Source organism: Flavobacterium sp. AK-301, assembly GCF_058310215.1.
Genome location: NZ_JBZEES010000015.1, coordinates 36,900 through 62,333, shown reverse-complemented (window position 1 = coordinate 62,333; position 25,434 = coordinate 36,900). Strand labels below are relative to the sequence as shown.

The window sequence follows — 25,434 nt, the reverse complement described above, 5'->3', positions numbered from 1 at the left end:
ATTAATTCAGTGTTAATTACCTTTTTTATTTTCTTTCCTCTTTCCTCTTTCCTCTTTCCTCTTTTTTCTAACAGGAAATCTTATCTTTGTTAGAATTAAATTTTAAAATATGAGCCAAGAAATAAGAAACCTTGAACCTAAAGTTGTTTGGGGTAAGTTTGCTGATCTTAATGCAGTTCCCCGACCTTCTAAAAAAGAAGAAAAAGTAATTGCTTTTATGAAAGACTTTGGAAAACAATTGGGATTAGAAACGATTGAAGACGAGGTTGGAAATGTAATTATTAAAAAGCCGGCAACGACCGGAATGGAAAATAGAAAAACCATTGTGTTGCAGTCGCATTTAGATATGGTTCATCAGAAAAATGCCGGAACTAATTTTGATTTTGACACACAGGGAATTCAGATGTATGTTGATGGTGACTGGGTTCGAGCTAAAGGAACTACTTTAGGAGCAGATAATGGACTAGGCGTTGCTACCATTATGGCTATTTTGGAATCAAAAGAGATTATTCATCCTGCAATTGAAGCTTTATTTACAATAGATGAAGAGACCGGAATGACAGGAGCAATGGGATTAAAAGGAGGTTTACTGAATGGTGAGATTCTTTTAAATCTGGATACAGAAGAAGATAATGAAATTGATATCGGATGTGCAGGAGGAATTGATGTTACAGCCGAAAGAAGTTATAAAGAAGAAGAAGTACCGGAAGGATCAGTAGGATATATTATCACTGTAAACGGACTAAATGGAGGACATTCAGGAATGGATATCCATAAAGGTTTGGGTAATGCCAATAAAATAATGAATCGTTTATTATTTGACGGATTTGAGAACTTTGGTTTACAGATTGCTGAAATTAATGGAGGAAGTTTAAGAAATGCAATTCCAAGAGAGAGTTATGCCAGAGTAATTATTTCTGAGATTTTTGATGAAGCCTTTGTTTTTGATATGCAGCAGGTAATCAATGAAATTAAAACAGAGTTTAAAACGATGGAACCTAATCTTTCCATTACAATTGAAAAAACGAATCTACCTCAAAAAATAATGGACCTGGGAGTTCAGGAAGGATTTATAAGAGCACTTTATACAGCCCATAATGGTGTATACAGAATGAGTGCAGATATAGTTGACCTAGTAGAGACCTCTAATAATATTGCCAGAGTAATTGTAAAAGAAGGAGAAATCAAAGTAAGCTGTTTAACGCGTTCTTCAGTAGAAACATCTAAACTGGATTTAGCAAATGCATTAAGAGCAGCTTTTGAGTTAATAGGATGTGATGTTACTTTAACCGGTTCTTATCCGGGATGGGCACCAAACGTAAATTCCCCTATTCTGAAAGTTCTTGAAGATCTGTATGAGAAACAAAACGGAGAGAAAGCCAGTGTTGTAGCATGTCATGCAGGATTAGAATGTGGGATTTTAGGAACGAATTATCCGAATATGGATATGATTTCTTTTGGACCTACTATTAAAGGAGCACATTCTCCCGATGAAAGAGCAAGTATATCCTCTGTTCAGAAATATTGGAAGTTTGTACTTGAAATATTAAAAAATATTCCGGTAAAATAAATAAAGTTAAATCGTAAAAAAGGAGTCTTATTTAGAAATAAATAAAACTCCTTTTTTTATGTTTTGTTTCTTTTGTAAGAATTGATTTGCTTATATTTTTATTAAATATTGAAATTGATTTTTAAATCAATGAGTAAAATCAGTTTTCTTTATTTTTAACATATTACTAATAACTTATAAAAATGTTTTTTTTCAATAGATGTATTTTGTTATAGTACTTAAAACGATAAATATAGTATTAATAATGCTTTAATTTTATAATAAAAATGAATGTAATAGAATTAAGTAGTTTTTATTTATTTGTTAACTTTTAATTGTTCACAAAAGCATAACTATCTTATTAATAATAGTTTAGTTATTGTTTTTTGTAAACATTATGATTTGTATAATTTTTATAATACATTTTTTTGTGTAATTTTGTCCAATGATTACTTCATACACACAATTTTAAAAAAGCACAATTTATGAAAGCGGATTTAATCGAAAAATCACATGCCGTTTACACTCAGGATGATGCCTTTGAAGCATCATTAAAATATTTTAAAGGAGATGATTTAGCAGCCAGAGTCTGGCTGAATAAATACGCTCTTAAAGATTCTGAAGGTAATATTTATGAGCTTAGTCCAAATGATATGCATCATAGGATAGCAAAAGAAATTGCCCGAATAGAAAAAAATTATCCTAATCCTTTATCCGAGCAGGAGATTTTTGATTTAATAAAAGATTTTAAATATATTATTCCGCAGGGAAGTCCGATGACAGGAATTGGAAACCCTTTTCAGATAGCCTCTTTATCCAATTGCTTTGTTATTGGTAATGAAGGAAGTAGCGATTCTTACGGAAGTATTATGAAGATTGATCAGGAGCAGGTACAGTTAATGAAGCGAAGAGGCGGAGTAGGCCACGATCTTTCACATATTAGACCCAAGGGCTCACCTGTTAAGAATTCTGCTTTGACTTCTACAGGACTAGTTCCTTTTATGGAAAGATATTCTAATTCCACAAGAGAAGTTGCTCAGGATGGAAGAAGAGGAGCATTGATGTTATCCGTTTCGGTTAATCATCCTGATGCAGAACAGTTTATTGATGCTAAGCTGGAACAAGGTAAAATTACAGGAGCCAATGTTTCTGTACGTATTGATGATGAGTTTATGAAAGCTGTAAAAGGTAATACCCCATATATTCAGAAATATCCAATACACAGTGATAATCCCCAATATTTAAATATTTTAGATGCAAATAGTTTATGGAATAAGATAGTGCATAATGCATGGAAATCTGCAGAACCAGGAATATTATTCTGGGATACTATTATTAAAGAATCCCTACCAGATTGTTATGCTGATCTGGGATATACAACTGTTTCTACTAATCCATGTGGAGAGATTCCACTTTGTCCTTATGATTCCTGTCGTTTATTAGCCATTAATCTTTTTGCTTATGTAGAAAATCCTTTTACAGATAAAGCAGTTTTCAATTTTGAATTATTCAAAAAACATGTTGCTATAGCACAAAGGATGATGGATGATATTATTGATTTGGAATTAGAAAAGATTGATGCAATTCTTGAGAAAATTGATAGTGACCCGGAAGATGATGAAGTAAAAAGAATTGAAAGAAACCTTTGGATTAATATCAGAACAAAAGCGAAAGAAGGACGCAGAACCGGAGTAGGGATTACAGCAGAAGGAGATATGCTTGCTGCTTTAGGAATACGTTACGGAAGTCCAGAAGGAACGGAATTCTCTGTGAATGTTCATAAAACATTAGCACTTGCTGCTTATGGTTCATCAGTAGAAATGGCGAAAGAGCGTGGGGCATTCACTATTTTTGACGCAAAGAGAGAAGAAAACAATCCTTTTATAATCCGTTTAAAAGAAGCTGACGAAAAATTACATTTCGATATGCAGGAACACGGACGTAGAAATATTGCTCTGTTAACCATTGCTCCAACCGGAAGTACCAGTTTAATGACACAAACAACTTCAGGAATAGAACCTGTTTTCATGCCGGTTTATAAAAGAAGAAGAAAAGTAAATCCGAATGATAAAGATGCAAGAGTAGATTTTGTTGATGAAGTTGGGGATTCTTGGGAAGAATATATTGTTTTCCATCATCGTTTCAAACAGTGGATGGAAGTAAACGGATTAGATCTGGATAAAAATTATTCTAATGAAGATCTGGATGCTCTTGTAGAAAAATCACCCTATTATAAAGCAACTTCAAATGATGTTGACTGGTTAAGTAAAGTGAGCATGCAGGGTGCCATTCAGAAATGGGTAGATCACTCTATTTCTGTAACCATTAATATTCCGAATGATGCAACTGAAGAATTAGTGGCAAAATTATATATGGAAGCGTGGGAGGCTGGGTGTAAAGGAGTAACAGTATACAGAGATGGTTCTCGTTCAGGTGTTTTAGTATCCACCACTCCGAAAAAAGAAGAACAAACCGTTGCTGCAGGAACACAATTTCCGACAAAACGGCCGCAGGTATTACAGGCAGACGTAGTTCGTTTCCAAAATAATAAAGAAAAATGGATTGCTTTTATTGGGTTGTTAGATGAAAGACCTTACGAGATCTTCACAGGATTAGTGGACGATGAAGATGGTATTCTTATTCCGCGCTGGGTAACAGAAGGATTAATTATTAAAAGCAGAAATGAGGACGGAACATCACGATATGATTTCCAGTATACAAATTTGAGAGGTTATAAAACGACCATTGAAGGATTATCACATAAATTCGATCCGGAGTTCTGGAACTATGCAAAACTGATTTCAGGTACTTTGAGACACGGAATGTCTATAGAAAAAGCAGTAGATCTGATTAACAGCTTACAACTGGATAACGAATCGATCAATACCTGGAAGAATGGAGTAGCAAGAGCTCTAAAACGCTATGTGCCGGACGGGACAGCTGTAAATGGTCAAAAATGTAGTAATTGTCAGTCGACTAATTTAATGTATCAGGAAGGATGCTTAACCTGTAAAGACTGTGGATCATCTAAATGCGGATAAAAAAACCGTAATTAATTTTATAAAAGAGGCTCTGATATATCAAATATATTAGAGCTTTTTTTTGTAAATGTCTTAGAATCATATTACTTTTATATTTGTTTATAATTTATTAAATGACGAAAACTTTTTTTGATAGGTACTGATTATGTTTTGTAATACAAATTCAGAAGATAAATTAGCAAAAGAAAACTGTTAATTATAAAAATTGTTTTTAATTTTAAAACTCTTTGTTGTTAAATAAATTCTCTAAAGATTTTAATGGTATTTTGAACTCCTATTTACAATTATATTACCTTTTGTTTTAATAAAAAACAGTCTTTTTTGTATTAAAAACAGAATAAAAAAAATAATTTTTTACGCCTTGTAATTATAAAACAGATGGTTGCTTAGCTACTACTGCATAGGTCTTTAAGAGGTGTTTTGGAGAGAGGTAAAACCTTGTTTTTCAAGAGTATTTATGATAATTAAAGTACAATTTCCTTGTCTCAAAGAGACTTTTTTCCTATATTTGTTAAAGTAACATTGAAATAAAATATTCAGATTTGTTTATTTTTTTCCATAAATGGTCGTGTTCTTCAGCTATTAAGCATTCCTAAATCTGGATTCAGATTGGTCACATTTGCATAACAAATCATTACACAGTTAACGTTATAAACTGGATAAAGTTATCGATCTATTTTTTACAATCTAACCAAACGAATTTAATGATTCGTATATATTTTTAAAATATATATACGGGACAGTAAACCATTATATATTATGATAAAATCTACTTTTTGTATTCACTTCTTTTGTTTGTTTATTGTTTTTTTAGTTCATGGAAAGACCTAGTATAGATTAAAAAAGTTACAATTGATTTTCTAATACAAACCACGTAGAATACTACTTTAAAAAGATAAATTACCGATGAGTAAAATAGAAGTTAAAAATTTAAGTCTGATTTTTGGAGCAAACAAAAAGCAGGCACTGAAGATGCTGGAGCAAGGAAAAGATAAACATGAAATTTTTTCAAAAACGAAATGTACTGTTGCAGTAAATAATGTAAATCTAAATATAGAAGCTGGTGAAATATTTACAATTATAGGCTTATCCGGTAGTGGTAAATCTTCTTTACTACGATGTTTCAATATGCTGAACGTTCCCATGAAAGGTTCTATAATAGTAGATGGTGAAGATATTACCAAAATAGATAAAAACGGATTACTTAACCTGCGCAGAAAAAAAGTAGGAATGGTTTTCCAGCATTTTGGATTATTACCCCATCGTACCATATTAGATAATGTTGCCTTCGGTTTAGAGATACAGGGATTATCGGTACCGGAAAGAAATGAGAAAGCCAGAAATATTTTGGAGATGGTTGGATTAAAAGAATATGAAAATTCATATCCCGATCAGCTAAGTGGTGGTATGCAGCAGCGTGTGGGTATTGCCCGTGCTCTGGCTACCGATTCTCAGATTTTATTAATGGATGAGGCTTTTAGCGCTCTGGATCCTCTAATCAGAGCACAAATGCAGGACGAATTATTAGATGTACAGGATAAACTGAAAAAGACGATTATATTTATTACCCATGATTTGGACGAAGCATTGAAGCTTGGAAATCATATCGCTATAATGAAAGATGGCGAAGTAGTACAACAAGGACAGTCAGAAGATATACTTCTTGATCCGGCAAATGATTATGTAAGAGCTTTTGTTGAAAATGTAGACCGTTCTAAAATAATAACAGCTTCCTCCATAATGGAGCCTTTCAAAGCAAGAGTTCAATTGGGTAAAGATGGACCTGCCTGGGCTATTCGCCAGATGGAGCTTTCTCTGTGGCGTTTTCTGCCAGTAGTTGACAGTTCAAAAGTTTTCAGAGGATATGTTCGGGAACTGGATTTACGAAAAGAAATGAAAGAAGGAAAGAAAATCATAGATGAAAACAGTATTATTGATATTCCTAAAGTTTCCATAGATATGCCGGTTTCAGATATGCTCCCCTTATTTATTAATCAGAAATATCCATTAGCAGTAGTCGATCACAGAGATCGTCCTGTAGGTTATGTTCGCCATTCAGACGTAGTTGCAATGGTTACCGGATATGATGATGAAGCAGTACAAACGATTATTGAAAATGCAAATTAAAACAATAAATTAAGAGTTTGTAAAGAGTATAAAATAAATATAATAGATGCTTTATGTATCTGAAAAAATAAAGAAACGAATAAAATGGAAAAATTAAATATAGGAAAATATGTAGAGCATTTTGTTGACTGGCTGTCCGATGTAGGAACGCCTGTATTTCAGCAGATCACAATAATAATAGAAAATACAGTAGATTTTTTACAGGAAACGATAACGGTTATTCCTCCTTTTATTGTGATACTCTTATTTGCATTAACCGCTTTTTTTATAAAAAACAAAAGTTTTACAAAGATCAGTATTACAAAAACTAATGCAAGAGAGTTGTTAGAACTGCCTTTGTTTTGTTTGCTGGGTTTTGGTCTGATTTACTGGATGGGATTCTGGGAACAAACAATAAATACATTTGTGCTGGTTATTGTATCCACAGTTATTATTTTATTGATAGGTATTCCGCTGGGAATCTGGTGTGTACGACATAAGAACGGTAATGCGATAATTCGTCCGATACTTGATTTTATGCAGACTATGCCTGCATTCGTTTATTTGATTCCTGCTATATTATTTTTTTCAGTAGGTAATGTTCCCGGAGTTATTGCTACCGTTATATTTTCATTACCTCCCGCGGTACGTATGACAGCACTTGGAATATCAGAAGTTCCCAAAGAAATAGTAGAAGCATCTGTTGCCTTTGGCTGTACAAATCGTCAGACTCTATTTAAAGTACAGATTCCTTTAGCAATGACTACCATTCTTGCTGGTGTAAATCAGGTTATTATGCTGGCACTTTCAATGGTTGTTATTGCCTCTATGGTTGGTGCCGGAGGTCTTGGAGAAAGCGTATATGCAGGAATTCAGCAGGCTGATGTTGCGCTTGGGTTTGAAGCGGGATTATGTATCGTTATTCTGGCTATTATTTTAGATAGAATGACACAGTCATTAGGTAAAAAGAAAAAATAATTATGAAAAAAAGTATACGATTACTGGTATTACTGACTATGGTAATAGTTGCAGTAACCTCATGCGAACGCAGAAAAAAACAGGATGTAATTCTGTTATATCCGAACTGGGCAGACGGGATTGCAATTACACATCTGGCAGCAGTAATTTTAGAAGATAAAGGATATACCGTTTCTTTGAAACGATTAGAGCCGGGACCTATTTTCACCTCGCTTTCCCGTGGAGATACAGATGTTTATATGGATGCATGGTTACCTAATACACATCAAAAGTATTGGAAGAAATATGGTTCTAAACTAGATAGAATAGGAACAGCTTTTGATGATGGCGTTACAGGGTTGGCAGTGCCTGCTTATGTAGATATTAATTCAATAGAAGAGCTTAATGCAAATAAAGATAAAATTGGTCAGAAGATATACGGTATTGCTTCCGGTGCAGGGATTTATGCCAATACCGAAAAAGCAATCACAGAATATGATTTGGATATAAAACAGATTGGTTCATCTGAAACCTCTATGATAACTGCCTTAAAAAAAGCAGTAACACATAAAGAATGGATTGTAATAACAGGATGGAAACCTCATTTTATGTGGTCAAATTATGACCTGAAAATGCTGGAAGATCCAAAAAGAGTATATCCAAAAGACAGTATTGAAATTATTTCACGTAAAGGATTTTCAAAAGAGAAACCAGAACTAGGTGTATTTTTTAAGAATTTTTCTCTGAATGAAAAGAAACTGAACGAGTTAATGATAATGGTATCAGAAGGTAAAGACCCGATGGTGGGAGCCGGGAAATTTTATAAAAAGTATAAAGACACTTTAGAAACCTGGGTTGTACCAAAAATATTAGATACCAGAAAGAAAAAATAGTTCCTGTTCTTGGAATAGAAGTTGTAATTCAGGTAAGATTCTGTTTAATTTAAGGAAACTTTAATAATAGATTCATTATAAATCCGATTAAGGTCTTTAATTTTGTTAAATAACCCTTCATTAATAATAGTGAAAGAATAACTTAACAGATAAATTTATTAATTATGAAAACAAAATTTTTAGTATTAGTTTTAGCAGGAGCATTTACTTTTTCATGTGGTTCTAAGGACAACAAAAAAGAAGAGACAGTAACAGAAGAAGCCACACCGGTTATAGCAGAAAAACCAGTTTATAATCATACAGTAACATGGACCGCTTTTAAAACACCTGAAAAAATAGGTGTTTCAGGAACATTTGCTACTTCTGATCTATTAGTGCTAAAAGAATCAGATACTTTACTAAATGCATTAGACGGAGCCAAATTCTCTATTGTTACCGCATCAGTAAATTCAAAAGACGAAGGAAGAGATGAAAAGTTAAAAGTATCTTTCTTTGCTCAGATGAATGGAGATATTTCCGGACATTTTGGAACTTTCAAAGATGGTAAAGTACCTGTATTTATCACGATGAATGATGTTACAAAGGAAAAAGAGTTTACATACGAAGCCACTGAGGACAGTGTAAAAATCAAAGGAAGTATTGATATTGTATCCGATTTTAAAGCTGATAAAGCATTTCAGACTATTCATGAAATCTGTAAAGATCTTCATGCCGGTAAAACATGGTCTGATGTTGATATTAATGTAGAGATCACAAAAGAATAAACAGAAAGAAAATATAAAGACTAAGGACAGAGGGTAAAGCCCTCTGTTTCTGTAAAATGACTTTTTAGTCGAATAATCTAAATAATCAGTCATGAGTATAGTACAGTTTTCAGAGCTCTCTTTCTTCTTGATTCTTTACTCTTTCTTCTTTTTTTCAAATTAGCACATCTTCAAATTGCCTTAAAAAACATTTCATTTCTCACATTAAACTATTTTTTTGTAATTTTGCAACCCAAATAAAGGAACAAGAAAGATGTTAGATAAACTTCAGATAGTAAAACAACGTTTCGATGAGATTTCAGATTTAATTATCCAGCCAGATGTTATTTCGGATCAGAAACGTTATGTGCAATTAAATAAGGAGTACAAGGATCTTAAAGGTCTGGTAGAGAAGCGTAATGAGTATGTTACTCTTATGGGTAATATTGAAGAGGCGAATGAGATTATCTCTGACGGAAGTGATGCTGAAATGACAGAGATGGCAAAAATGCAACTAGAAGAAGCCAAAGACAGATTACCCGAATTAGAAGAAGAGATCAAGTTTATGCTGATCCCTAAAGACCCGGAAGATGCTAAGAATGTTATGGTAGAAATCCGTGCAGGAACAGGTGGAGATGAAGCCAGTATCTTTGCAGGAGATTTGTTCAGAATGTATACAAAATATTGCGAAGGCAGAGGTTGGAGAACCAGTGTTGTAGATATGAATGAAGGAACATCCGGAGGATTCAAAGAGGTAATCTTTGAAGTTACAGGAGAAGATGTTTACGGAACATTAAAATTTGAAGCTGGAGTACATCGTGTACAACGTGTTCCTCAAACAGAAACACAAGGACGTGTTCATACATCAGCAGCTACCGTAATGGTTTTACCCGAAGCAGAAGAATTTGATGTACAAATTGATATGAATGATGTTCGTGTTGATTTTTTCTGTTCATCAGGACCCGGAGGACAATCCGTGAATACTACTAAATCAGCAGTACGTTTAACACACATACCAACAGGATTAGTAGCACAATGTCAGGATCAGAAATCACAGCATAAAAATAAAGATAAAGCATTAACTGTTTTACGTTCTCGTTTATACGAAATGGAATTAGCAAAAAAACAAGAAGCAGATGCCTCTAAGCGTACCTCTCAGGTAAGTAGTGGTGACCGTTCTGCTAAGATCCGTACTTATAATTATGCTCAGGGTCGTGTGACTGATCATAGAATTGGTCTGACTTTATACGATTTAGGAAATATTATGAATGGAGACATTCAGAAAATTGTTGACGAATTACAATTGGTCAACAATACAGAAAAATTAAAAGAAGCCAGCGAAGTATTCTAAAACGATGAAGAATAATCAGCTCTGAAAAATAGAAAATGCCACACCTTGTAAAATAAAAGCAAAGTGAGGCATTTTTTTTTAAAAATATAATATTAAAACAGATTATTATTTTAGATTGCTCAGGTATTTCAAATCATTCAATAATCGAGTCATCAAAAAATCGAATTATCTAAAAAATATGATTTTCCTGCAAGGTCTTTTTTGGCCTTGTAGGTATAATAAACAGGATATTAGGTATAACGAAGTAAGAACACTCATGTTTTTTCGAATACTCGAGCCTGAAAGAGCGAACAGACGAAGTAATCTAATAATCGAATCATCTAAAAATCCGATAAAATTATGACGGTACAAGAGTTATACAGCCAGATTCAGCAGAAAAAATCCTTTCTATGTGTTGGTTTAGATGTTGATGTCAATAAGATTCCATCGCATTTATTAGAAACAGATGATCCTGTTTTTGAATTTAATAAAGCAATAATTGATGCAACGCATCATTTGGCAGTAGCCTATAAACCTAATATTGCTTTCTATGAAGCCTATGGCGTTAAAGGATGGATATCTTTACATAAAACGATTTTTTATCTGAATGAAAAGTATCCTGAAGTTTTTACTATTGCAGATGCCAAAAGAGGAGATATCGGAAATACTTCCTCAATGTATGCCAAAGCATTCTTTGAAGATATGGAATTTGATTCTGTTACTATTGCTCCTTATATGGGAAAAGATTCCGTAGAACCTTTCTTAGCATTTAAAGATAAGTTTGCAATTCTTTTAGCTTTAACCTCTAATGAAGGGGCTTTTGATTTTCAGACCAGAAAAATAGAAGGTAAAGAGTTGTATAAAACTGTTCTGGAAGTTTCCAGAACGTGGAAAAACAGTCATAATTTGATGTATGTTGTAGGTGCTACAAAAGCAGAATATTTTACAGAGATAAGAAAAATAGTTCCTGATAGTTTCCTGTTAGTTCCTGGAGTAGGAGCACAAGGAGGAAACCTGAAAGAAGTATGTAAATATGGAATGAACAGTACTGTGGGATTACTGATTAATTCATCCAGAAGTATTATTTATGCTTCCAATGGAGAAGATTTTGCAGAAAAAGCACAAGAAGAGGCCTTGAAAATGCAGCAGGAAATGCAGTTGTTCTTATAATTGAAAAATTAAATTTGAAGATTTGAAAATGTGCTAATTTGAGATAAATTCGATTTTTTGATTATTTGGATCATTCGACTTTTAAACAAAAATTAATTATCTTAAATTATATTACAGTATTTAATTTTCAAATTAGCACATTTTTAAAATCTTCAAATTATTTAATTTCCGTAATAAATAATTCTTTTGGAGTACGTACCTTTTTCAGATTAATTAGCCAGTCATTTTCAGTATCTCTGTATCCTAGAGGCATCATAACAACACTGCGTAATCCTTTTTCCTTTAAGTTCAGTAATACATCCAATTCCGCATTATTAAAACCTTCCATAGGAGTAGCATCTACCTGTTGTTCAGCAGCAGCTAGTAAACCTGTTCCTAAAGCAATATAAGCCTGTTTAGCAGCATGATGATAATTTTCTTCCGCTGTTAATGCAGTGCGGGCTTGGATTAATCCTGTTCTGTAAGCATCCGTAGCACTATCAGGAACATTACGTTCCGTATTCATTCTTGTAAATACCGTATTGATTCTCTCCTCAGAATAATTATCCCAGGCAGCAAACACAATCAGATGAGAAGCATCTGTTATCTGAGGCTGATTAAGAGCGATTGGTTTTATTTTTTCCAGTAGTTCACGATTAGATATCACCAGTATTTCATAAGGTTGCGTTCCCGAAGAAGAAGCCGTAAGGCGTATCGCTTCAAGGATGTAATCCACTTTTTCCTGAGGAACAACTTGACCGTTCATTTTTTTAGCAGCATAACGCCATTGTAAGTAATCTAAAATTTTCATGGTATTCTTTTATTATGTTTAGTGCTGCAAATCTAATAAGAATGTCTATAATATATTGTTATTATTATACTAAATAATCTGTTCTGCAAAGGCACAGGTTTTATAGACTATAGACGTTTCTCTTAATGTTTTTTTTTAACCTGCTAGGTATTATAAAGTAACATATTATATAAATCAATCGAAGTTATAGACTTTAGAAAGTAAAAAAGCAATATATATTTCTTTTTTTGAACCATCTAATACCCGAGCCTGAAAGAGCGAACAGACGAAGTAATCCAACAATCTAACAATCAAGTAATCGAATTTACTTATTTTAGCCAAAAGTTCGTTATAAAAGAAAAATGGAAATATTTAAAGACCAGTTAGGTCGTACCATAACCTTAGAGAGTACCCCAAAAAGAATAATCTCTTTAGTCCCTTCACAAACAGAATTGTTATATGATCTCGGGCTTGAGGATAGTATTGTAGGAATAACAAAGTTCTGTGTACATCCGTATCATTTCAAATCAACAAAAAAGATAGTAGGAGGAACAAAAAAAGTACATATTGAAAAGATTCGATTACTAGAGCCTGATCTGATTATTGCCAATAAAGAAGAGAATACACTCGAAATAGTAGAAGCTTTAGAAGAAATAGCACCTGTATGGGTTAGTAATATTATTACTCTTGAAGATAATCTGGATATGATCCGACAGCTTGGAATACTATTAGCAAGACGTACTGAAGCTCAGAGTTTAATTCAAAAAATTAATTATATTCATAAAGATTTTGAACAGTTCATTAAAGACAGACCTGTTCGAACTGCCGCTTATTTTATATGGAAAAATCCGTATATGGTTGCCGGGTCCGATAACTTTATAAATGAATTACTGAAGCTGAATAAGTTTAAGAATATCTATGATAACAGAGAACGATATCCTGAAATAGAGCTGAAAAAAATACGATTAGAAGGAGACCCTGATATTGTTTTCCTTTCCTCAGAACCATTTCCTTTCAAAGATGAAGATGCTTTCGAAATCGGAAGATTTACACATCATGCCAAAACTGTTTTTGTAGATGGAGAAATGTTTTCTTGGTATGGAAGTCATATAGTAAAAGCTTTTGATTACTTTAAAAACCTGCACTTACGACTGGATTTAGAATCGTAGATATCATATATTAAAATCAAAAAAGCCGATACTTTATATCGTACCGGCTATTTCTTCATAACTAACCCTAACCAAATATGAAAAACATATTCTATTTATAGTACAAATTTCCGAAAAAAATAAAGTATCCGGTGTTAAGAGTCTGTTATTTATATGTTATTGATTGCCAAAGTTTTAATTAAGAAAAAAGATTACTTTTTATCCTGTAAAGCAAATACCTTTTGTAATAATCCAGTGCTTCTTGCTCCCACATTAGTTCTGATATCTTTCTCTTCAACAGATATCATTTTAAAAACACCATCCATTGTTTTATTAGTCACATAATCATTCAGATCAGGATTCACTTTTGTAACTAAAGGAAGAGTATTGTATTTTGAAATAATAGTAGACCATACAGTATCAGCACCTACTTTACTTAAAGAAGATTTTACAACCGGATTAAATTTGGTATACAATTGAGAAGTAGTTGCTTTTTGCAAATAAGAAGTAGCAGCATTGTCTTCTCCTAAAAGAATATCTTTTGCATCTGTGAATGTCATATTTTTAACTGCATCCACAAAAATGGGAGTAGCTTCTTTTACCGCTTCTTCTGCGGCACGGTTTAGTACTTTGATTCCTTCATCAGCAAGACTGCCCATTCCCAGTGATCTTAGCGTTTTATCAACTTTTTGTAATTCTTCGGGTAATAAAATTTTTACCAGTTCATTTTTATAAAAACCGTCCACACCCGTTAATTTTGTAACCTGTTCTGTTATTCCTTTATTAAGAGCTTCCTTTAATCCGGATGCAATATCAGTACTGTTTGTTGCCGTACCGACTAATTTTTCTAAAATATTTTTAGAAGAAGAGCTTTCTGTTTTAGGAGTAGTTTCCTTAGTTCCGGTTAAGTTTCCCAGCACATCTTTAACTGTAGTATTCTTCTCAGTTGGAGTCGTGCTTTCAGTTGTAGTGGTTGCTTTTTTCTTAAAAAGTTTTGATAATTGTGCGTGGCTAAAAAAGGGTATTAACAGCGCTAACAATATTATTTTTTTCATGATTTTTATTTTTTACAAAAGTAAGCAAACTTCGTACCAATCTACTTTTATAGCTTTTGTTTATTGAAAAATAAATACAATCGATTTGATTTATAGTTTTAATGATTTTGGTTTGGATATATTTGATTAAATTTAAAGCTCTATTAAGTAAGATGATTTAGAGTATTATAAAAAGAGTTGAATTTATTTATTAATTAAATATAATAAAGATGAAAAATCACAACAAACTGACTACCGCTTCAGGAAGACCTTATGTAGAAGATGAAAACTCAATGACAGTAGGAGAACGTGGACCTGTTTTGCTTCAGGATGTCATTTTACATGAGAAGATGGCACACTTTAACAGAGAACGTATTCCGGAGAGAGTGGTTCATGCAAAAGGATCTGGTGCTCACGGAACTTTTACAGTAACACATGATATTACGAAATATACAAAAGCAAAAATCTTTTCTCAGATAGGAAAAGAAACAAAAATGTTTTTGAGATTCTCAACCGTAGGAGGAGAAAAAGGATCAGCAGATTCAGAGAGAGATCCGCGTGGATTTGCAATGAAATTTTATACAGAAGATGGTAACTGGGATTTAGTGGGTAATAATACTCCCGTATTTTTCATTAAAGATGCTAAAAAATTCAGTGATTTTATTCATACTCAGAAAAGAATGCCTCAGACTAATTTAAAATCAGCAACAATGATGTGGGATTTCTGGTCTTTAAATCCCGAATCACTTCATCAGGTAATGATTTTAATGTCCGACAGAGGAACGCCTTATGGGTATAGACATATGGATGGGTTTGGAAGTCATACCTATTCCTTTATAAACAATAACAATGAGCGATTCTGGGTTAAATTCCATTTTAAAACGGCTCAGGGAATTAAAAATCTGACAGGACCGGAAGCAGATGCGATGCGTGCTAAAGACATGGATTATGCCCAGAGAGATTTATTTGAAGCAATAGAAAAAGGAGATTTTCCGAAATGGAATTTAAAGATTCAGATCATGACAGAGGCAGAGGCGAAAACCTATCATATCAATCCGTTTGATTTGACAAAAGTATGGCCTCATAAAGATTATCCGTTAATTGATGTAGGAATACTAGAATTAAATCAGAATGTTGACAATTATTTCCGGGATGTAGAGCAGGCAGCCTTCTCACCATCACATATAGTAGACGGGGTAGGTTTTTCACCAGATAAAATGTTACAAGGACGTTTATTGTCCTATCCCGATGCACAACGTTACAGATTAGGAACTAATTTTGAACAGATTCCCGTAAACCGTTGTCCTTTTGCTGTAAATAATTACCAACGTGATGGTTATATGACTGTAAGTGGAAACGGAGGAAAAGAACCGAATTATTTTCCGAACAGTTTTGATGATATTACATTAGATCAGTCCTATAAAGAACCTGCCTGGCAGTTAGATTCCAATGTAGCAGACTGGTATGACAGAAACGGAAAGGATGAAGACCATTATTCACAACCGGGAGATTTGTTCCGATTAATGGACTCTCAGAATCAGCAGAATTCAATTAACAATATTGTTGGTGCAATGAGCGGAATAGAAGGCCCAAGACGAATGGAGATCATTAATCGTCAGTTATGTCACTGGTTCAGAGCCGATGCGAAACTAGGTATGGGCATCGCTCAGGGCTTAGGAGTTCAGATCGATCCAAGTCAGTTAAGATAATAATCTAAAAAAGTAAATAAATGTACAACCCGATAAGTAGTTTCTCCTTATCGGGTTTTATTTCAGGTTTAAAGTTAGCCAAGTAACAAAGAAGTATTCAGTAGCAGTTCTCAGTTCCAAACTTCTTTATTTTTGTTACCAAAGGAAGGCACTGGTTTCCAACTTTTGTAGAAGCAAAACCATTCCTGACAAGAGTACAGTTTATTCATAATAATGAACTGAAAGAAGTAGTTTATGATATATTCTAAAGTCGGAAAGTCCAAGGTTGGAAAACATATACGATATATATCCATTATGGTTAAATCAGAAATTAATTGGTTCTCTTATCTTACTTTTCACAAATAACATTTTACAGATCACTTTTCACAAACTATACAATTATCAATTAAAAACTATCAACTATGAAAAGACGCTTTGTAAGTTTTTAAGAATTTCGTAGCTTGCATGCTTAAAATTGACGTTATTATAAAAATGGAACAGATAAAATCATATAATCCTAAAAATAAAGTAAGAATTGTTACCGCAGCAGCCCTTTTTGATGGTCATGATGCTGCAATTAATATTATGCGCAGAATTATTCAGGCGACAGGCGTTGAGGTAATTCATCTGGGACATGACAGAAGCGTAGAAGAAGTGGTCAATACCGCAATTCAGGAAGATGCTAATGCGATTGCAATGACTTCTTATCAAGGCGGGCATAATGAGTATTTTAAATATATGTATGATTTGTTGCAGGAAAAAGGAGCAGGGCATATCAAGATCTTCGGTGGTGGTGGTGGTGTAATTCTTCCTGAAGAAATAAAAGAACTGCAGGAGTATGGAATTACGAGAATCTATGCCCCCGATGACGGAAGAGAATTAGGGTTACAGGGAATGATTAATGATCTGGTAGAACATTCCGATTTTCCTATCGGTGATAAACTGAATGGAGAAGCAGAACATTTAGAAGATAAGAATCCAAGAGCCATTGCAAGAGTGATTTCAGCAGCCGAAAATTTTCCAGAAATAGCAAAAGCAACATTTGATATAATCCATCAGAAGAATAAAGATTCCAAAATACCGGTTCTGGGTATTACCGGAACAGGAGGGGCAGGAAAATCTTCATTAGTAGACGAACTCGTACGTCGTTTTTTAATTGATTTTCCAAAAAAAACAATTGGTATTGTTTCCGTAGATCCGTCAAAACGTAAAACAGGGGGCGCTCTTCTTGGAGACCGAATTCGTATGAATTCCATTAATAATCCGAGAGTCTATATGCGTTCTTTGGCAACCCGCCAGTCCAACTTAGCATTGTCAAAATATGTAGCAGAAGCCATTCAGGTTCTGAAAGCAGCAAAATATGATCTTATTATTCTGGAAACATCAGGGATTGGACAGTCAGATACAGAAATTATGGATCATTCCGATGTTTCTTTATATGTAATGACACCCGAATTTGGAGCTGCTACCCAACTGGAAAAGATTGATATGCTTGATTTTGCTGATCTGGTAGCGATTAATAAATTTGATAAAAGAGGCTCGCTGGATGCTTTGCGCGATGTAAAAAAACAGTTTCAGCGCAATCATAATCTATGGAATAGTAAGTCCGAAGATCTGCCGGTTTTTGGAACAATAGCCTCACAGTTTAATGATCCCGGAATGAATACGCTGTATAAAGCGATTATGGATAAACTGCATGAAAAAACAGAAGCTGATCTGGTTTCCACTTTTGAGATCACTCGCGAAATGAGTGAGAAAATATTTGTTATTCCACCTCACAGAACGCGCTATCTTTCCGAGATCGCTGAGAATAATAGAAAGTATGACGAAACAGCAAAAGCACAGGAACAGGTTGCTCAGAAACTATATGGTGTTTATAAAACATTAGAATCTGTAATCGGTTCAAAAATAGAACTGACTAAATTCGGACTAAATGAAGATCAGATTACTGCTGCTCAGAATAAAGAGAATACGATCTTTATTGATCTGCTGAAAAAAGAATTTGATCGTGTCAAAATGAATCTGGATCCTTATAACTGGGAGATTATTCAGAGTTGGGGTGATAAAGTAAATAAATATAAAAATCCGGTTTATACTTTCAAGGTCCGTGATAAAGAAATAAAAATAGCTACTCATACTGAATCATTATCCCATTCACAGATACCGAAAGTAGCTTTACCGAAGTATCAGGCATGGGGTGATATTTTACATTGGTGTTTGCAGGAAAATGTACCCGGAGAATTTCCGTTTGCTTCCGGATTATATCCTTTCAAAAGAGAAGGAGAAGACCCGTCAAGAATGTTTGCCGGAGAAGGAGGGCCTGAAAGAACCAATAAACGTTTTCATTATGTAAGTCAGGGATTGCCGGCAAAGCGTTTGTCTACTGCTTTTGACAGTGTAACGCTGTATGGTAATGATCCGCATCTACGTCCTGATATTTATGGTAAGATCGGAAATGCAGGAGTATCGATTTGCTGTTTAGACGATGCCAAGAAATTATATTCCGGTTTTGATCTCGCACACCCTATGACTTCTGTAAGTATGACGATTAACGGTCCTGCACCTATGTTATTAGGTTTCTTTATGAATGCGGCTATTGATCAGCAGTGTGAGCTCTATATTAAAGAGAACGGGCTCGAAGCGGAGGTTAATAAAAAGATCGAAGCGATCTATAAGAAAAAAGGAATAGAAAGACCTCGTTATAATGGTGATTTACCTGAAGGAAATGATGGTCTTGGATTACTGCTTCTAGGAGTGACCGGAGATCAGGTTTTACCTGCTGACATTTATCAGCAGATCAAAGTAAGAACTCTTTCTCAGGTGCGTGGAACCGTTCAGGCAGATATTTTAAAAGAAGATCAGGCGCAGAATACCTGTATTTTTTCTACCGAATTTGCTTTACGCTTAATGGGAGATGTTCAGGAATATTTTATTGCCAATAATATTCGTAATTTTTATTCCGTTTCCATTTCAGGATATCATATTGCCGAAGCAGGAGCCAATCCGATTACACAATTAGCCTTTACCCTAGCAAATGGATTTACCTATGTAGAATATTATTTGAGCAGAGGAATGGATATTAACGATTTTGGTCCAAATCTTTCTTTCTTTTTCTCAAATGGAATTGATCCCGAATATGCCGTAATAGGACGTGTAGCCCGTAAAATATGGGCAAAAGCATTAAAAAATAAATATGGAGCTAATGAACGTGCACAAATGCTGAAATACCATATTCAGACCTCAGGACGTTCCCTGCATGCACAGGAAATCGATTTTAATGATATCCGTACCACATTACAGGCACTTTATGCTATTTATGACAACTGTAATTCTTTACATACTAATGCATATGATGAAGCGATTACCACACCTACAGAAGAATCTGTACGTCGTGCTATGGCAATACAGTTGATTATCAATAAAGAACTCGGACTGGCAAAGAATGAAAATCCTATCCAGGGTTCCTTTATTATAGAAGAACTGACCGATTTGGTAGAAGAAGCCGTTTTACAGGAATTTGACAGAATTACCGAACGAGGAGGCGTGCTAGGAGCAATGGAAACCATGTATCAGCGTTCTAAAATTCAAGAAGAAAGTTTGTATTATGAGACCTTGAAACACAATGGAGATTTTCCGATTATTGGAGTAAATACATTCCTGAGTTCCAAAGGTTCCCCAACCGTTATTCCTGCTGAGGTAATCCGTGCTACCGAAGAAGAAAAACAATTTCAAATCAGAACATTGGAAAATTTACATAAAGTAAATGCCGAAAAAGTAAAAGAACAGTTAGCAATCATTCAGGATGTCGCTATCAACAACGAAAATATTTTTGATAAATTAATGGAAGCTGCGAAAGTATGTTCATTAGGAGAAATTACTGGTTCCCTGTTTGAAGTAGGAGGTCAATACCGTAGAAATATGTAGAAATGTGATTTATCGCAGTTATATTATTGGAATTTGTGATGATTAATATTTAGGATTTATAACCAATATTAAGAACAGAAATATAATTTATTATATTTCTGTATAAAAAAAGAGGTGCAAACATTGCACCTCTTAGAATATATATTAGAACAAAAACAGATTATCTGCTTAATTCTAATAGGGTAGTATTATTTTCTTTAAGTAATAATTTGTTTTTAGAAACCTCTTCAAAGTGCGTTGCTTTAGTTAAAGCCTTCTGGAATTCATTGTCATAATCATCCGGGCAAGCCATCATAGTAGAAGCGACTTTTGATGTATCAAATTTGATTGTTTTTTTAGCAGTGTCTGCTTTAAATTTGATACCCATCATGTTATTACATCCTGCATTTGCATTCGCAGATCCATCATTTTTAAAAGCGATAAAACCTTTCTTTAAGGTTTTTCCGTTAAGCGTTACAATATCCCATGTACTATCGAAAGTAGGTTTTTCATATTCCATTCTGATATCGCTGTCTTTCTTTTCCTTAGAAATAATACTTACTAATTCATACTTAGAAGCAGGAGCATCAGCAGGAGGATTTTTGATTTCTGTTTTTTTGATTTCCAGATGATATTCATTCCCTTCCTCAAAGTTAAACCCTTCAATTGGACTGTAGAGTAAATCCCATTTAGTACCCCCTACGGATTTTGTTAAAAAGCATTTTTGTTTCGCAACACCCTGGCAATCTACTTGTTTGCTGGCAATAATAATACCATACTGAGAAGTAAAAGTAGGTTCATTAGAGGTCTCCGTTGTAACTTCTGTTTGCGGTTCAGTAGTAGTTTCCGCAGGAGTTTCCTCTTTTTTTGTATTACACTGAATACTTAAAAACGCTATAGAAAGCGCCAAAAAAATTGATTTCTTCATAGTTGTGAGTTTTTAATTATTTTAACAAAAGTAATGAATTATTTCAATTTAAGATATTTTAGAGACAAGAAGAAAGAATCAAGAGTAAAGATATTTACGATATTCTTGAATAGGTTAAAAGTCTAATGTCGAAAGTCTTAATGTGCGAATTTCGTACACAAAAAAGAGATCCAAAGTTATTTAAAACTATGAACCTCTGTTTTTTCTTGTTTCTTTCTTCTAAAAAGTTATCTTTTCAGTTTCAGTAAAACCGTATTATTGATTTTTAAAAGCATTTCATTTTCAGAAACCACCTCATAACGAGTTATCTTAGACAATGCGTTTCTAAACTCCTGATCCCTGCTATTCATACACGCCATCATAGTAGAAGCAGCTTTATCCGCATCAAAAGCGATGGTTTGTTTAGCAGTATCAGTATTGAATTTAATACCCATTATAGTATTACAACCTGCATTAGCATTTACAGTACCATCTTTTTTAAATAAGATATGTCCTTTGGCTTCCGTTCCGTTTAGTGTTACGATATCCCAAGTACTTTCAAAAACAGGTTTTTCATATTCCATACGAGCATCACTGTCTTTCTTTTCCTTAGAGATTACCTTTACCAGAGTATATTTTACAGAAGAACCATCAGCAGGAGGGTTTTTTATTTCCGTTTCCTTTACTTCCAGATGATATTCATAACCCGGCTCATAGTTAAATCCTTCAATATTAGTATAGAGAAGTTCCCATTTCGTTCCCCAAGAAGGTTTGGTCAGTAAGCATTTTTGTTTAGCAACACCGTCGCAGTCTGCTGTTTTACTGGCAACAAACATACCGTATTGTTTAGAAAAACCTTCCTCAGCAGTAGTCTGAGCCGGAGTAAGTGGAGTAGCCGGTATACTTTTAACCGAATTACACTGAACATTTAAAAATGCCGCAAAAAGCAGTATTCCAATTGATTTTTTCATAGCTGTATTTTTTTAAATTTATTACAAAATTACAAAAGAGATTACAGTAAACAGTGGATTTTATAGTGAATTTGGGTTTAGTGATAAATCGTTAGATAATACACGTTATTATTAAAATAGAGACAAAATAGGGTTCAGTTCGTTAATGAAAATACAGAATAAAGTTTAAAATAATATAATTTTTATAGTAAATTGTTTATAATATAAGTATATTCGTTCAAATTATTATAAATTATGAGAAATAAAATTACTTTATTGATGTTGTTTTTTGCCTTTTTAATAAGCAGTCATCTTATGTTTGGTCAAAAGGTTACAATTACAGGAGTAACAATAAATAATCAAACAGTTAATAATGGGGCTTCAATTGATTTTGGAACAACTTCATTATCGGTTATTGCTCTTATGTCTTTAAATGTAGAAGTAGTACTTCCTGTTGCACAGAGTAATAGCTATCCGGGGACTATAAAAGTCTATTATCAGAGAAATAAAGATTTTTCGGCTGTTGTACCTGAAGGAGGAGACGGAGGAAGCCTTCTTTTTAATGGAGGAACATGGGGTTTCAGAGGATTTAATTTTTCTTTACTTTCTTCTCAGTTTGATAAATCAGGGGGGTATTTATATGTTGAATATAAAACCTATTCAGGAGCAGTTTATAGAAGTGCTAACTGGTCGATAATTAAAACAAACTCTGGTATACCAGGTAGTGGAGATGGAGGTGGAGTCGGAGTTGTTCCACCAAAAGAACAAGTAGAGATAGTTCCTTATGGAGGGATTCCTATATTGCCAAACTTTCCAGATCCAAAAGATTATGATTTTGATTTTGCTTGTGAATGGGAAATTATATCTGGAGATAATGGAAGGTTTCCTTTTTCAACTAGTCAAAAATTAAATTCAAGTTTAACAGTACGTTTGAAAGTTAAATTGTTTGATTATATAATTTATTCAAATCCATATATTCTTAATGTAATTCCCTTTTCTGATAATAAATTTATTACAGATAATTATATTGGAGGAGGTAGTAATTATATAATTGGAGCAAACCAGTACGTGATAAAAGGACAAAGAGCAAAAAAAATATTAGGTAAACAAGCATTGATAAATCAAAAAGTTATTGGAGGAAGAAAAAATAACTCTTCTCCAACAAATAATTATCAATGGCAAAAAAGAGATGCATCTTTTCCAAAGACTTCGTTTTATTATTATGATTTAAAATATTCTTTATCGAATACTTATATTTTTGATAGTTATAAATGGATAGATATACCTGGGGCAACGCAGGTAGATTATATTACTATAGATCCTGTTATGAAAACTACTGAATATAGGAGAGTTGTTATTGAGAATCCAAATGCTTCAAATCAGAATCAAAGAAGAGCTGCAAGTAATATTATAACAGTTCATGTTATAACAGATCAAAGTAAAATAGTAAATACTATTTGTTGTGATCAAATTATTGGAACAAATAACCCTCTTACTCCTATAATAGGGTCTTTAGTAAATTTGAGTTTAGGTCAGTCTTATCAATGGCAAGAAGGTTTGATTAATAATAATGGCGAATTTCGTTGGGAAAATATTTCATGGGGAGAGACAAAAGATTTCACTCCTAGTTCTCTAGCTGGAGGTCGTGGGAACAGTAATGTGAAATATTTTAGAAGAGCAATTGTATCAAAAACAATATATAGTTATAATGTACATCATCTAAGTGATGTAATTACTATAACTTTTCCTTATTCAAGTGGTCGTCACAGGTTACTAACTATACGAGAAGACCCTTTTAGAATTTATCCTAATCCAAGTACTTCTGTGGTAACGATTCAGACAGATACTACTATAAAGCATTCTCAGGTATCCCTTTTTGATATGAACGGAAATGAAGTATCCTATAAAAAACTGGGAGGATCAGAATTAAACACTTTATCCATTGATATTTCAGATCTGCCAAAAGGAATATATAATATGGTTATAGATGAAGGGACAGAGAAGATTGTTCGAAAAATAATCCGACAATAAAAAGTGTTTTTCTTCTATTTGTTAAATTCTAAAATCTAAAAGAAACGTTATAACTGTTAATAAAAAAGAGTTGTTTATGACTTTATCACATTCTGAAAACAACTCTTCATTATATGTAAAATACTTATTTTTAAGCAAGTTGTGGTTTTTAATAATTAAATGTTTAGGTTTTGTTAATTTTTGGTTTGCTTTGTGTTTTCTTTTTGTTTACTTTTGCAAGATGGTATCTTGATGAAATAGCAGTATCAACTTACCAGTTTTCTGATCCGGTTGATTTTATAAAAGTTTCAGGAATAAATAATTAAAAGAAAAATATGAAAAAGATACTATATACACTTGCAATATTAACTTGTTTAGCTTTCGTTTGTGGAAGTTGTGAAGGTCCGGATGGACCAATGGGACCTCCTGGGTTTGATGGTAGTATTAGTACTGTTTTGAGAATTGATAATGTGAATTTGCAATATGATAATTCAACAAATGTGTTTTTTGTTTCTGCAAATTTCCCTTTTAAAGTTTTTGATTCTGATGTAGTGTTGGTTTACAGAAAATTTAATAATCTGGATAATAGCGCATTGCCTGTTTGGCAATTAATTCCAAGAACAATTTATTTAGTAGATTCAAATAATATTCAGCAGGAATTAGATTATGATTATGATTTTACTACTTCGGAAGTTGAAATACGTGCTTCGGGTACTTTTGATTTAGCTTCACCATTAGGGTTGAAATATATTGATAATCAATATTTCCGGGTTGTGGTAGTGCCTGGAGCTTTTGTTAATAATATGGACACTTCAGATTATACTACTGTAGTTAATCTATTAAATATTAATCAGAATAACATTAAGACTATTGAAGTAAAGAAATAGAGTTATAATAATATATCTAAATTATATAAAGGAGGAAGCTATTTAGCTTCCTCCTTTTGTTTTCAATCCGGTTTTAGCTGTATTATCGAGAGTAAAGTGATCTGTCATTTTTTGTAAATAGAATAGGAAGATACAGTTTTCCCTCCTTTGGAGGGTGGGGGGCGTAGGGTGGGGTGGAGCTTTCATTTCACTTTTCTCAAAAAACAGTTCACATTTTACTTTTTACAAAAAACATTCTACATAAAAATAGTAATATGTTATTTTTTTATGCATACCCCTAAAAAAAATAAGGGTATGTGGCTGTAAAAACACAAAAATTGTATATTTGTATCAGATTAATAGGGGGTAC

Annotated in this window: 17 protein-coding genes; 13 read left to right on the top strand and 4 right to left on the bottom strand. The window is 33.4% G+C overall.

All coding sequences use genetic code 11. The annotated features are described in order from the left end of the window. The first annotated feature begins 109 nt into the window (after nucleotides 1–109). From AC4FQX_RS14315 to pyrF, 8 genes are all read left to right on the top strand, one after another. Nucleotides 110–1,570, top strand: coding sequence for an aminoacyl-histidine dipeptidase (locus AC4FQX_RS14315; RefSeq protein ID WP_491168402.1), 1,461 nt, complete (start codon nucleotides 110–112; stop codon nucleotides 1,568–1,570). A 464-nt stretch (nucleotides 1,571–2,034) separates the two neighbouring features. Further along, the gene (locus AC4FQX_RS14310; protein ID WP_491168401.1) at nucleotides 2,035–4,590 is read left to right on the top strand and encodes an adenosylcobalamin-dependent ribonucleoside-diphosphate reductase; all 2,556 of its coding nucleotides are present in this window, start codon (nucleotides 2,035–2,037) and stop codon (nucleotides 4,588–4,590) included. 906 nt (nucleotides 4,591–5,496) lie between these two features. Continuing rightward, nucleotides 5,497–6,717 carry a quaternary amine ABC transporter ATP-binding protein gene (locus AC4FQX_RS14305; RefSeq protein ID WP_491168400.1) on the top strand — a complete coding sequence of 407 codons (1,221 nt, stop codon included), beginning with the start codon at nucleotides 5,497–5,499 and terminating at the stop codon, nucleotides 6,715–6,717. An 84-nt stretch (nucleotides 6,718–6,801) separates the two neighbouring features. Continuing rightward, on the top strand, nucleotides 6,802–7,674 hold the full coding sequence (locus tag AC4FQX_RS14300) for an ABC transporter permease (RefSeq protein WP_491168399.1): 873 nt from the start codon (nucleotides 6,802–6,804) through the stop codon (nucleotides 7,672–7,674). A 2-nt stretch (nucleotides 7,675–7,676) separates the two neighbouring features. Continuing rightward, the gene (locus AC4FQX_RS14295) at nucleotides 7,677–8,546 is read left to right on the top strand and encodes a glycine betaine ABC transporter substrate-binding protein (protein ID WP_491168398.1); all 870 of its coding nucleotides are present in this window, start codon (nucleotides 7,677–7,679) and stop codon (nucleotides 8,544–8,546) included. 164 nt (nucleotides 8,547–8,710) lie between these two features. Then, nucleotides 8,711–9,310, top strand: a complete 600-nt coding sequence (locus AC4FQX_RS14290) for a YceI family protein (RefSeq protein ID WP_491168397.1) — start codon at nucleotides 8,711–8,713, stop codon at nucleotides 9,308–9,310. A gap of 253 nt (nucleotides 9,311–9,563) precedes the next feature. Next, entirely contained in the window at nucleotides 9,564–10,640 is a 1,077-nt protein-coding gene (gene prfA / locus AC4FQX_RS14285; protein ID WP_491168396.1) for a peptide chain release factor 1, read from the top strand. 339 nt (nucleotides 10,641–10,979) lie between these two features. After that, nucleotides 10,980–11,789 carry an orotidine-5'-phosphate decarboxylase gene (gene pyrF / locus AC4FQX_RS14280; protein WP_491168395.1) on the top strand — a complete coding sequence of 270 codons (810 nt, stop codon included), beginning with the start codon at nucleotides 10,980–10,982 and terminating at the stop codon, nucleotides 11,787–11,789. Between the two features lie 157 nt (nucleotides 11,790–11,946). Here the strand turns inward: pyrF and AC4FQX_RS14275 are convergent, their stop codons facing one another. Next, nucleotides 11,947–12,579, bottom strand: a complete 633-nt coding sequence (locus AC4FQX_RS14275) for an NAD(P)H-dependent oxidoreductase (RefSeq protein ID WP_491168394.1) — start codon at nucleotides 12,577–12,579, stop codon at nucleotides 11,947–11,949. Nucleotides 12,580–12,920: 341 nt separating this feature from the next. On the opposite strand from AC4FQX_RS14275, the gene AC4FQX_RS14270 reads away from it, so the two are divergent. Continuing rightward, nucleotides 12,921–13,727: an ABC transporter substrate-binding protein gene (locus AC4FQX_RS14270; protein WP_491168393.1), complete on the top strand. Its 807-nt coding sequence runs from the start codon at nucleotides 12,921–12,923 to the stop codon at nucleotides 13,725–13,727. Nucleotides 13,728–13,918: 191 nt separating this feature from the next. Here the strand turns inward: AC4FQX_RS14270 and AC4FQX_RS14265 are convergent, their stop codons facing one another. Beyond that, nucleotides 13,919–14,761 carry a DUF4197 domain-containing protein gene (locus AC4FQX_RS14265; RefSeq protein WP_491168392.1) on the bottom strand — a complete coding sequence of 281 codons (843 nt, stop codon included), beginning with the start codon at nucleotides 14,759–14,761 and terminating at the stop codon, nucleotides 13,919–13,921. Nucleotides 14,762–14,970: 209 nt separating this feature from the next. Here AC4FQX_RS14265 and AC4FQX_RS14260 point away from each other — a divergent pair, with 209 nt between their 5' ends. Then, entirely contained in the window at nucleotides 14,971–16,449 is a 1,479-nt protein-coding gene (locus AC4FQX_RS14260; RefSeq protein ID WP_491168391.1) for a catalase, read from the top strand. A 471-nt stretch (nucleotides 16,450–16,920) separates the two neighbouring features. Next, nucleotides 16,921–20,352 (top strand): methylmalonyl-CoA mutase family protein, encoded by a 3,432-nt coding sequence (locus AC4FQX_RS14255; protein WP_491168390.1) that lies wholly within the window; start codon nucleotides 16,921–16,923, stop codon nucleotides 20,350–20,352. A 160-nt stretch (nucleotides 20,353–20,512) separates the two neighbouring features. On the opposite strand, the gene AC4FQX_RS14250 is transcribed toward AC4FQX_RS14255, so the two are convergent. Beyond that, the gene (locus AC4FQX_RS14250) at nucleotides 20,513–21,259 is read right to left on the bottom strand and encodes a DUF4377 domain-containing protein (RefSeq protein ID WP_491168389.1); all 747 of its coding nucleotides are present in this window, start codon (nucleotides 21,257–21,259) and stop codon (nucleotides 20,513–20,515) included. A gap of 227 nt (nucleotides 21,260–21,486) precedes the next feature. Next, nucleotides 21,487–22,209: a DUF4377 domain-containing protein gene (locus AC4FQX_RS14245; protein ID WP_491168388.1), complete on the bottom strand. Its 723-nt coding sequence runs from the start codon at nucleotides 22,207–22,209 to the stop codon at nucleotides 21,487–21,489. A gap of 234 nt (nucleotides 22,210–22,443) precedes the next feature. On the opposite strand from AC4FQX_RS14245, the gene AC4FQX_RS14240 reads away from it, so the two are divergent. Together AC4FQX_RS14240 and AC4FQX_RS14235 are read left to right on the top strand one after the other, a co-directional pair. After that, entirely contained in the window at nucleotides 22,444–24,219 is a 1,776-nt protein-coding gene (locus AC4FQX_RS14240; RefSeq protein ID WP_491168387.1) for a T9SS type A sorting domain-containing protein, read from the top strand. 314 nt (nucleotides 24,220–24,533) lie between these two features. Beyond that, entirely contained in the window at nucleotides 24,534–25,085 is a 552-nt protein-coding gene (locus AC4FQX_RS14235; RefSeq protein WP_491168386.1) for a hypothetical protein, read from the top strand. The last annotated feature ends 349 nt before the right edge of the window (nucleotides 25,086–25,434 follow it).

Excerpts from the sequence above, each read along its gene's own strand:
- AC4FQX_RS14315 (WP_491168402.1), top strand. The coding sequence starts at position 110 with ATGAGCCAAGAAATAAGAAACCTTGAACCTAAAGTTGTTTGGGGTAAG.
- AC4FQX_RS14295 (WP_491168398.1), top strand. The coding sequence starts at position 7,677 with ATGAAAAAAAGTATACGATTACTGGTATTACTGACTATGGTAATAGTT.
- AC4FQX_RS14265 (WP_491168392.1), bottom strand. The coding sequence starts at position 14,761 with ATGAAAAAAATAATATTGTTAGCGCTGTTAATACCCTTTTTTAGCCAC.
- AC4FQX_RS14240 (WP_491168387.1), top strand. The coding sequence starts at position 22,444 with ATGAGAAATAAAATTACTTTATTGATGTTGTTTTTTGCCTTTTTAATA.
- AC4FQX_RS14275 (WP_491168394.1), bottom strand. The coding sequence starts at position 12,579 with ATGAAAATTTTAGATTACTTACAATGGCGTTATGCTGCTAAAAAAATG.
- AC4FQX_RS14245 (WP_491168388.1), bottom strand. The coding sequence starts at position 22,209 with ATGAAAAAATCAATTGGAATACTGCTTTTTGCGGCATTTTTAAATGTT.
- prfA (WP_491168396.1), top strand. The coding sequence starts at position 9,564 with ATGTTAGATAAACTTCAGATAGTAAAACAACGTTTCGATGAGATTTCA.
- pyrF (WP_491168395.1), top strand. The coding sequence starts at position 10,980 with ATGACGGTACAAGAGTTATACAGCCAGATTCAGCAGAAAAAATCCTTT.
- AC4FQX_RS14235 (WP_491168386.1), top strand. The coding sequence starts at position 24,534 with ATGAAAAAGATACTATATACACTTGCAATATTAACTTGTTTAGCTTTC.
- AC4FQX_RS14305 (WP_491168400.1), top strand. The coding sequence starts at position 5,497 with ATGAGTAAAATAGAAGTTAAAAATTTAAGTCTGATTTTTGGAGCAAAC.
- AC4FQX_RS14270 (WP_491168393.1), top strand. The coding sequence starts at position 12,921 with ATGGAAATATTTAAAGACCAGTTAGGTCGTACCATAACCTTAGAGAGT.
- AC4FQX_RS14310 (WP_491168401.1), top strand. The coding sequence starts at position 2,035 with ATGAAAGCGGATTTAATCGAAAAATCACATGCCGTTTACACTCAGGAT.
- AC4FQX_RS14300 (WP_491168399.1), top strand. The coding sequence starts at position 6,802 with ATGGAAAAATTAAATATAGGAAAATATGTAGAGCATTTTGTTGACTGG.
- AC4FQX_RS14290 (WP_491168397.1), top strand. The coding sequence starts at position 8,711 with ATGAAAACAAAATTTTTAGTATTAGTTTTAGCAGGAGCATTTACTTTT.
- AC4FQX_RS14250 (WP_491168389.1), bottom strand. The coding sequence starts at position 21,259 with ATGAAGAAATCAATTTTTTTGGCGCTTTCTATAGCGTTTTTAAGTATT.
- AC4FQX_RS14260 (WP_491168391.1), top strand. The coding sequence starts at position 14,971 with ATGAAAAATCACAACAAACTGACTACCGCTTCAGGAAGACCTTATGTA.
- AC4FQX_RS14255 (WP_491168390.1), top strand. The coding sequence starts at position 16,921 with ATGGAACAGATAAAATCATATAATCCTAAAAATAAAGTAAGAATTGTT.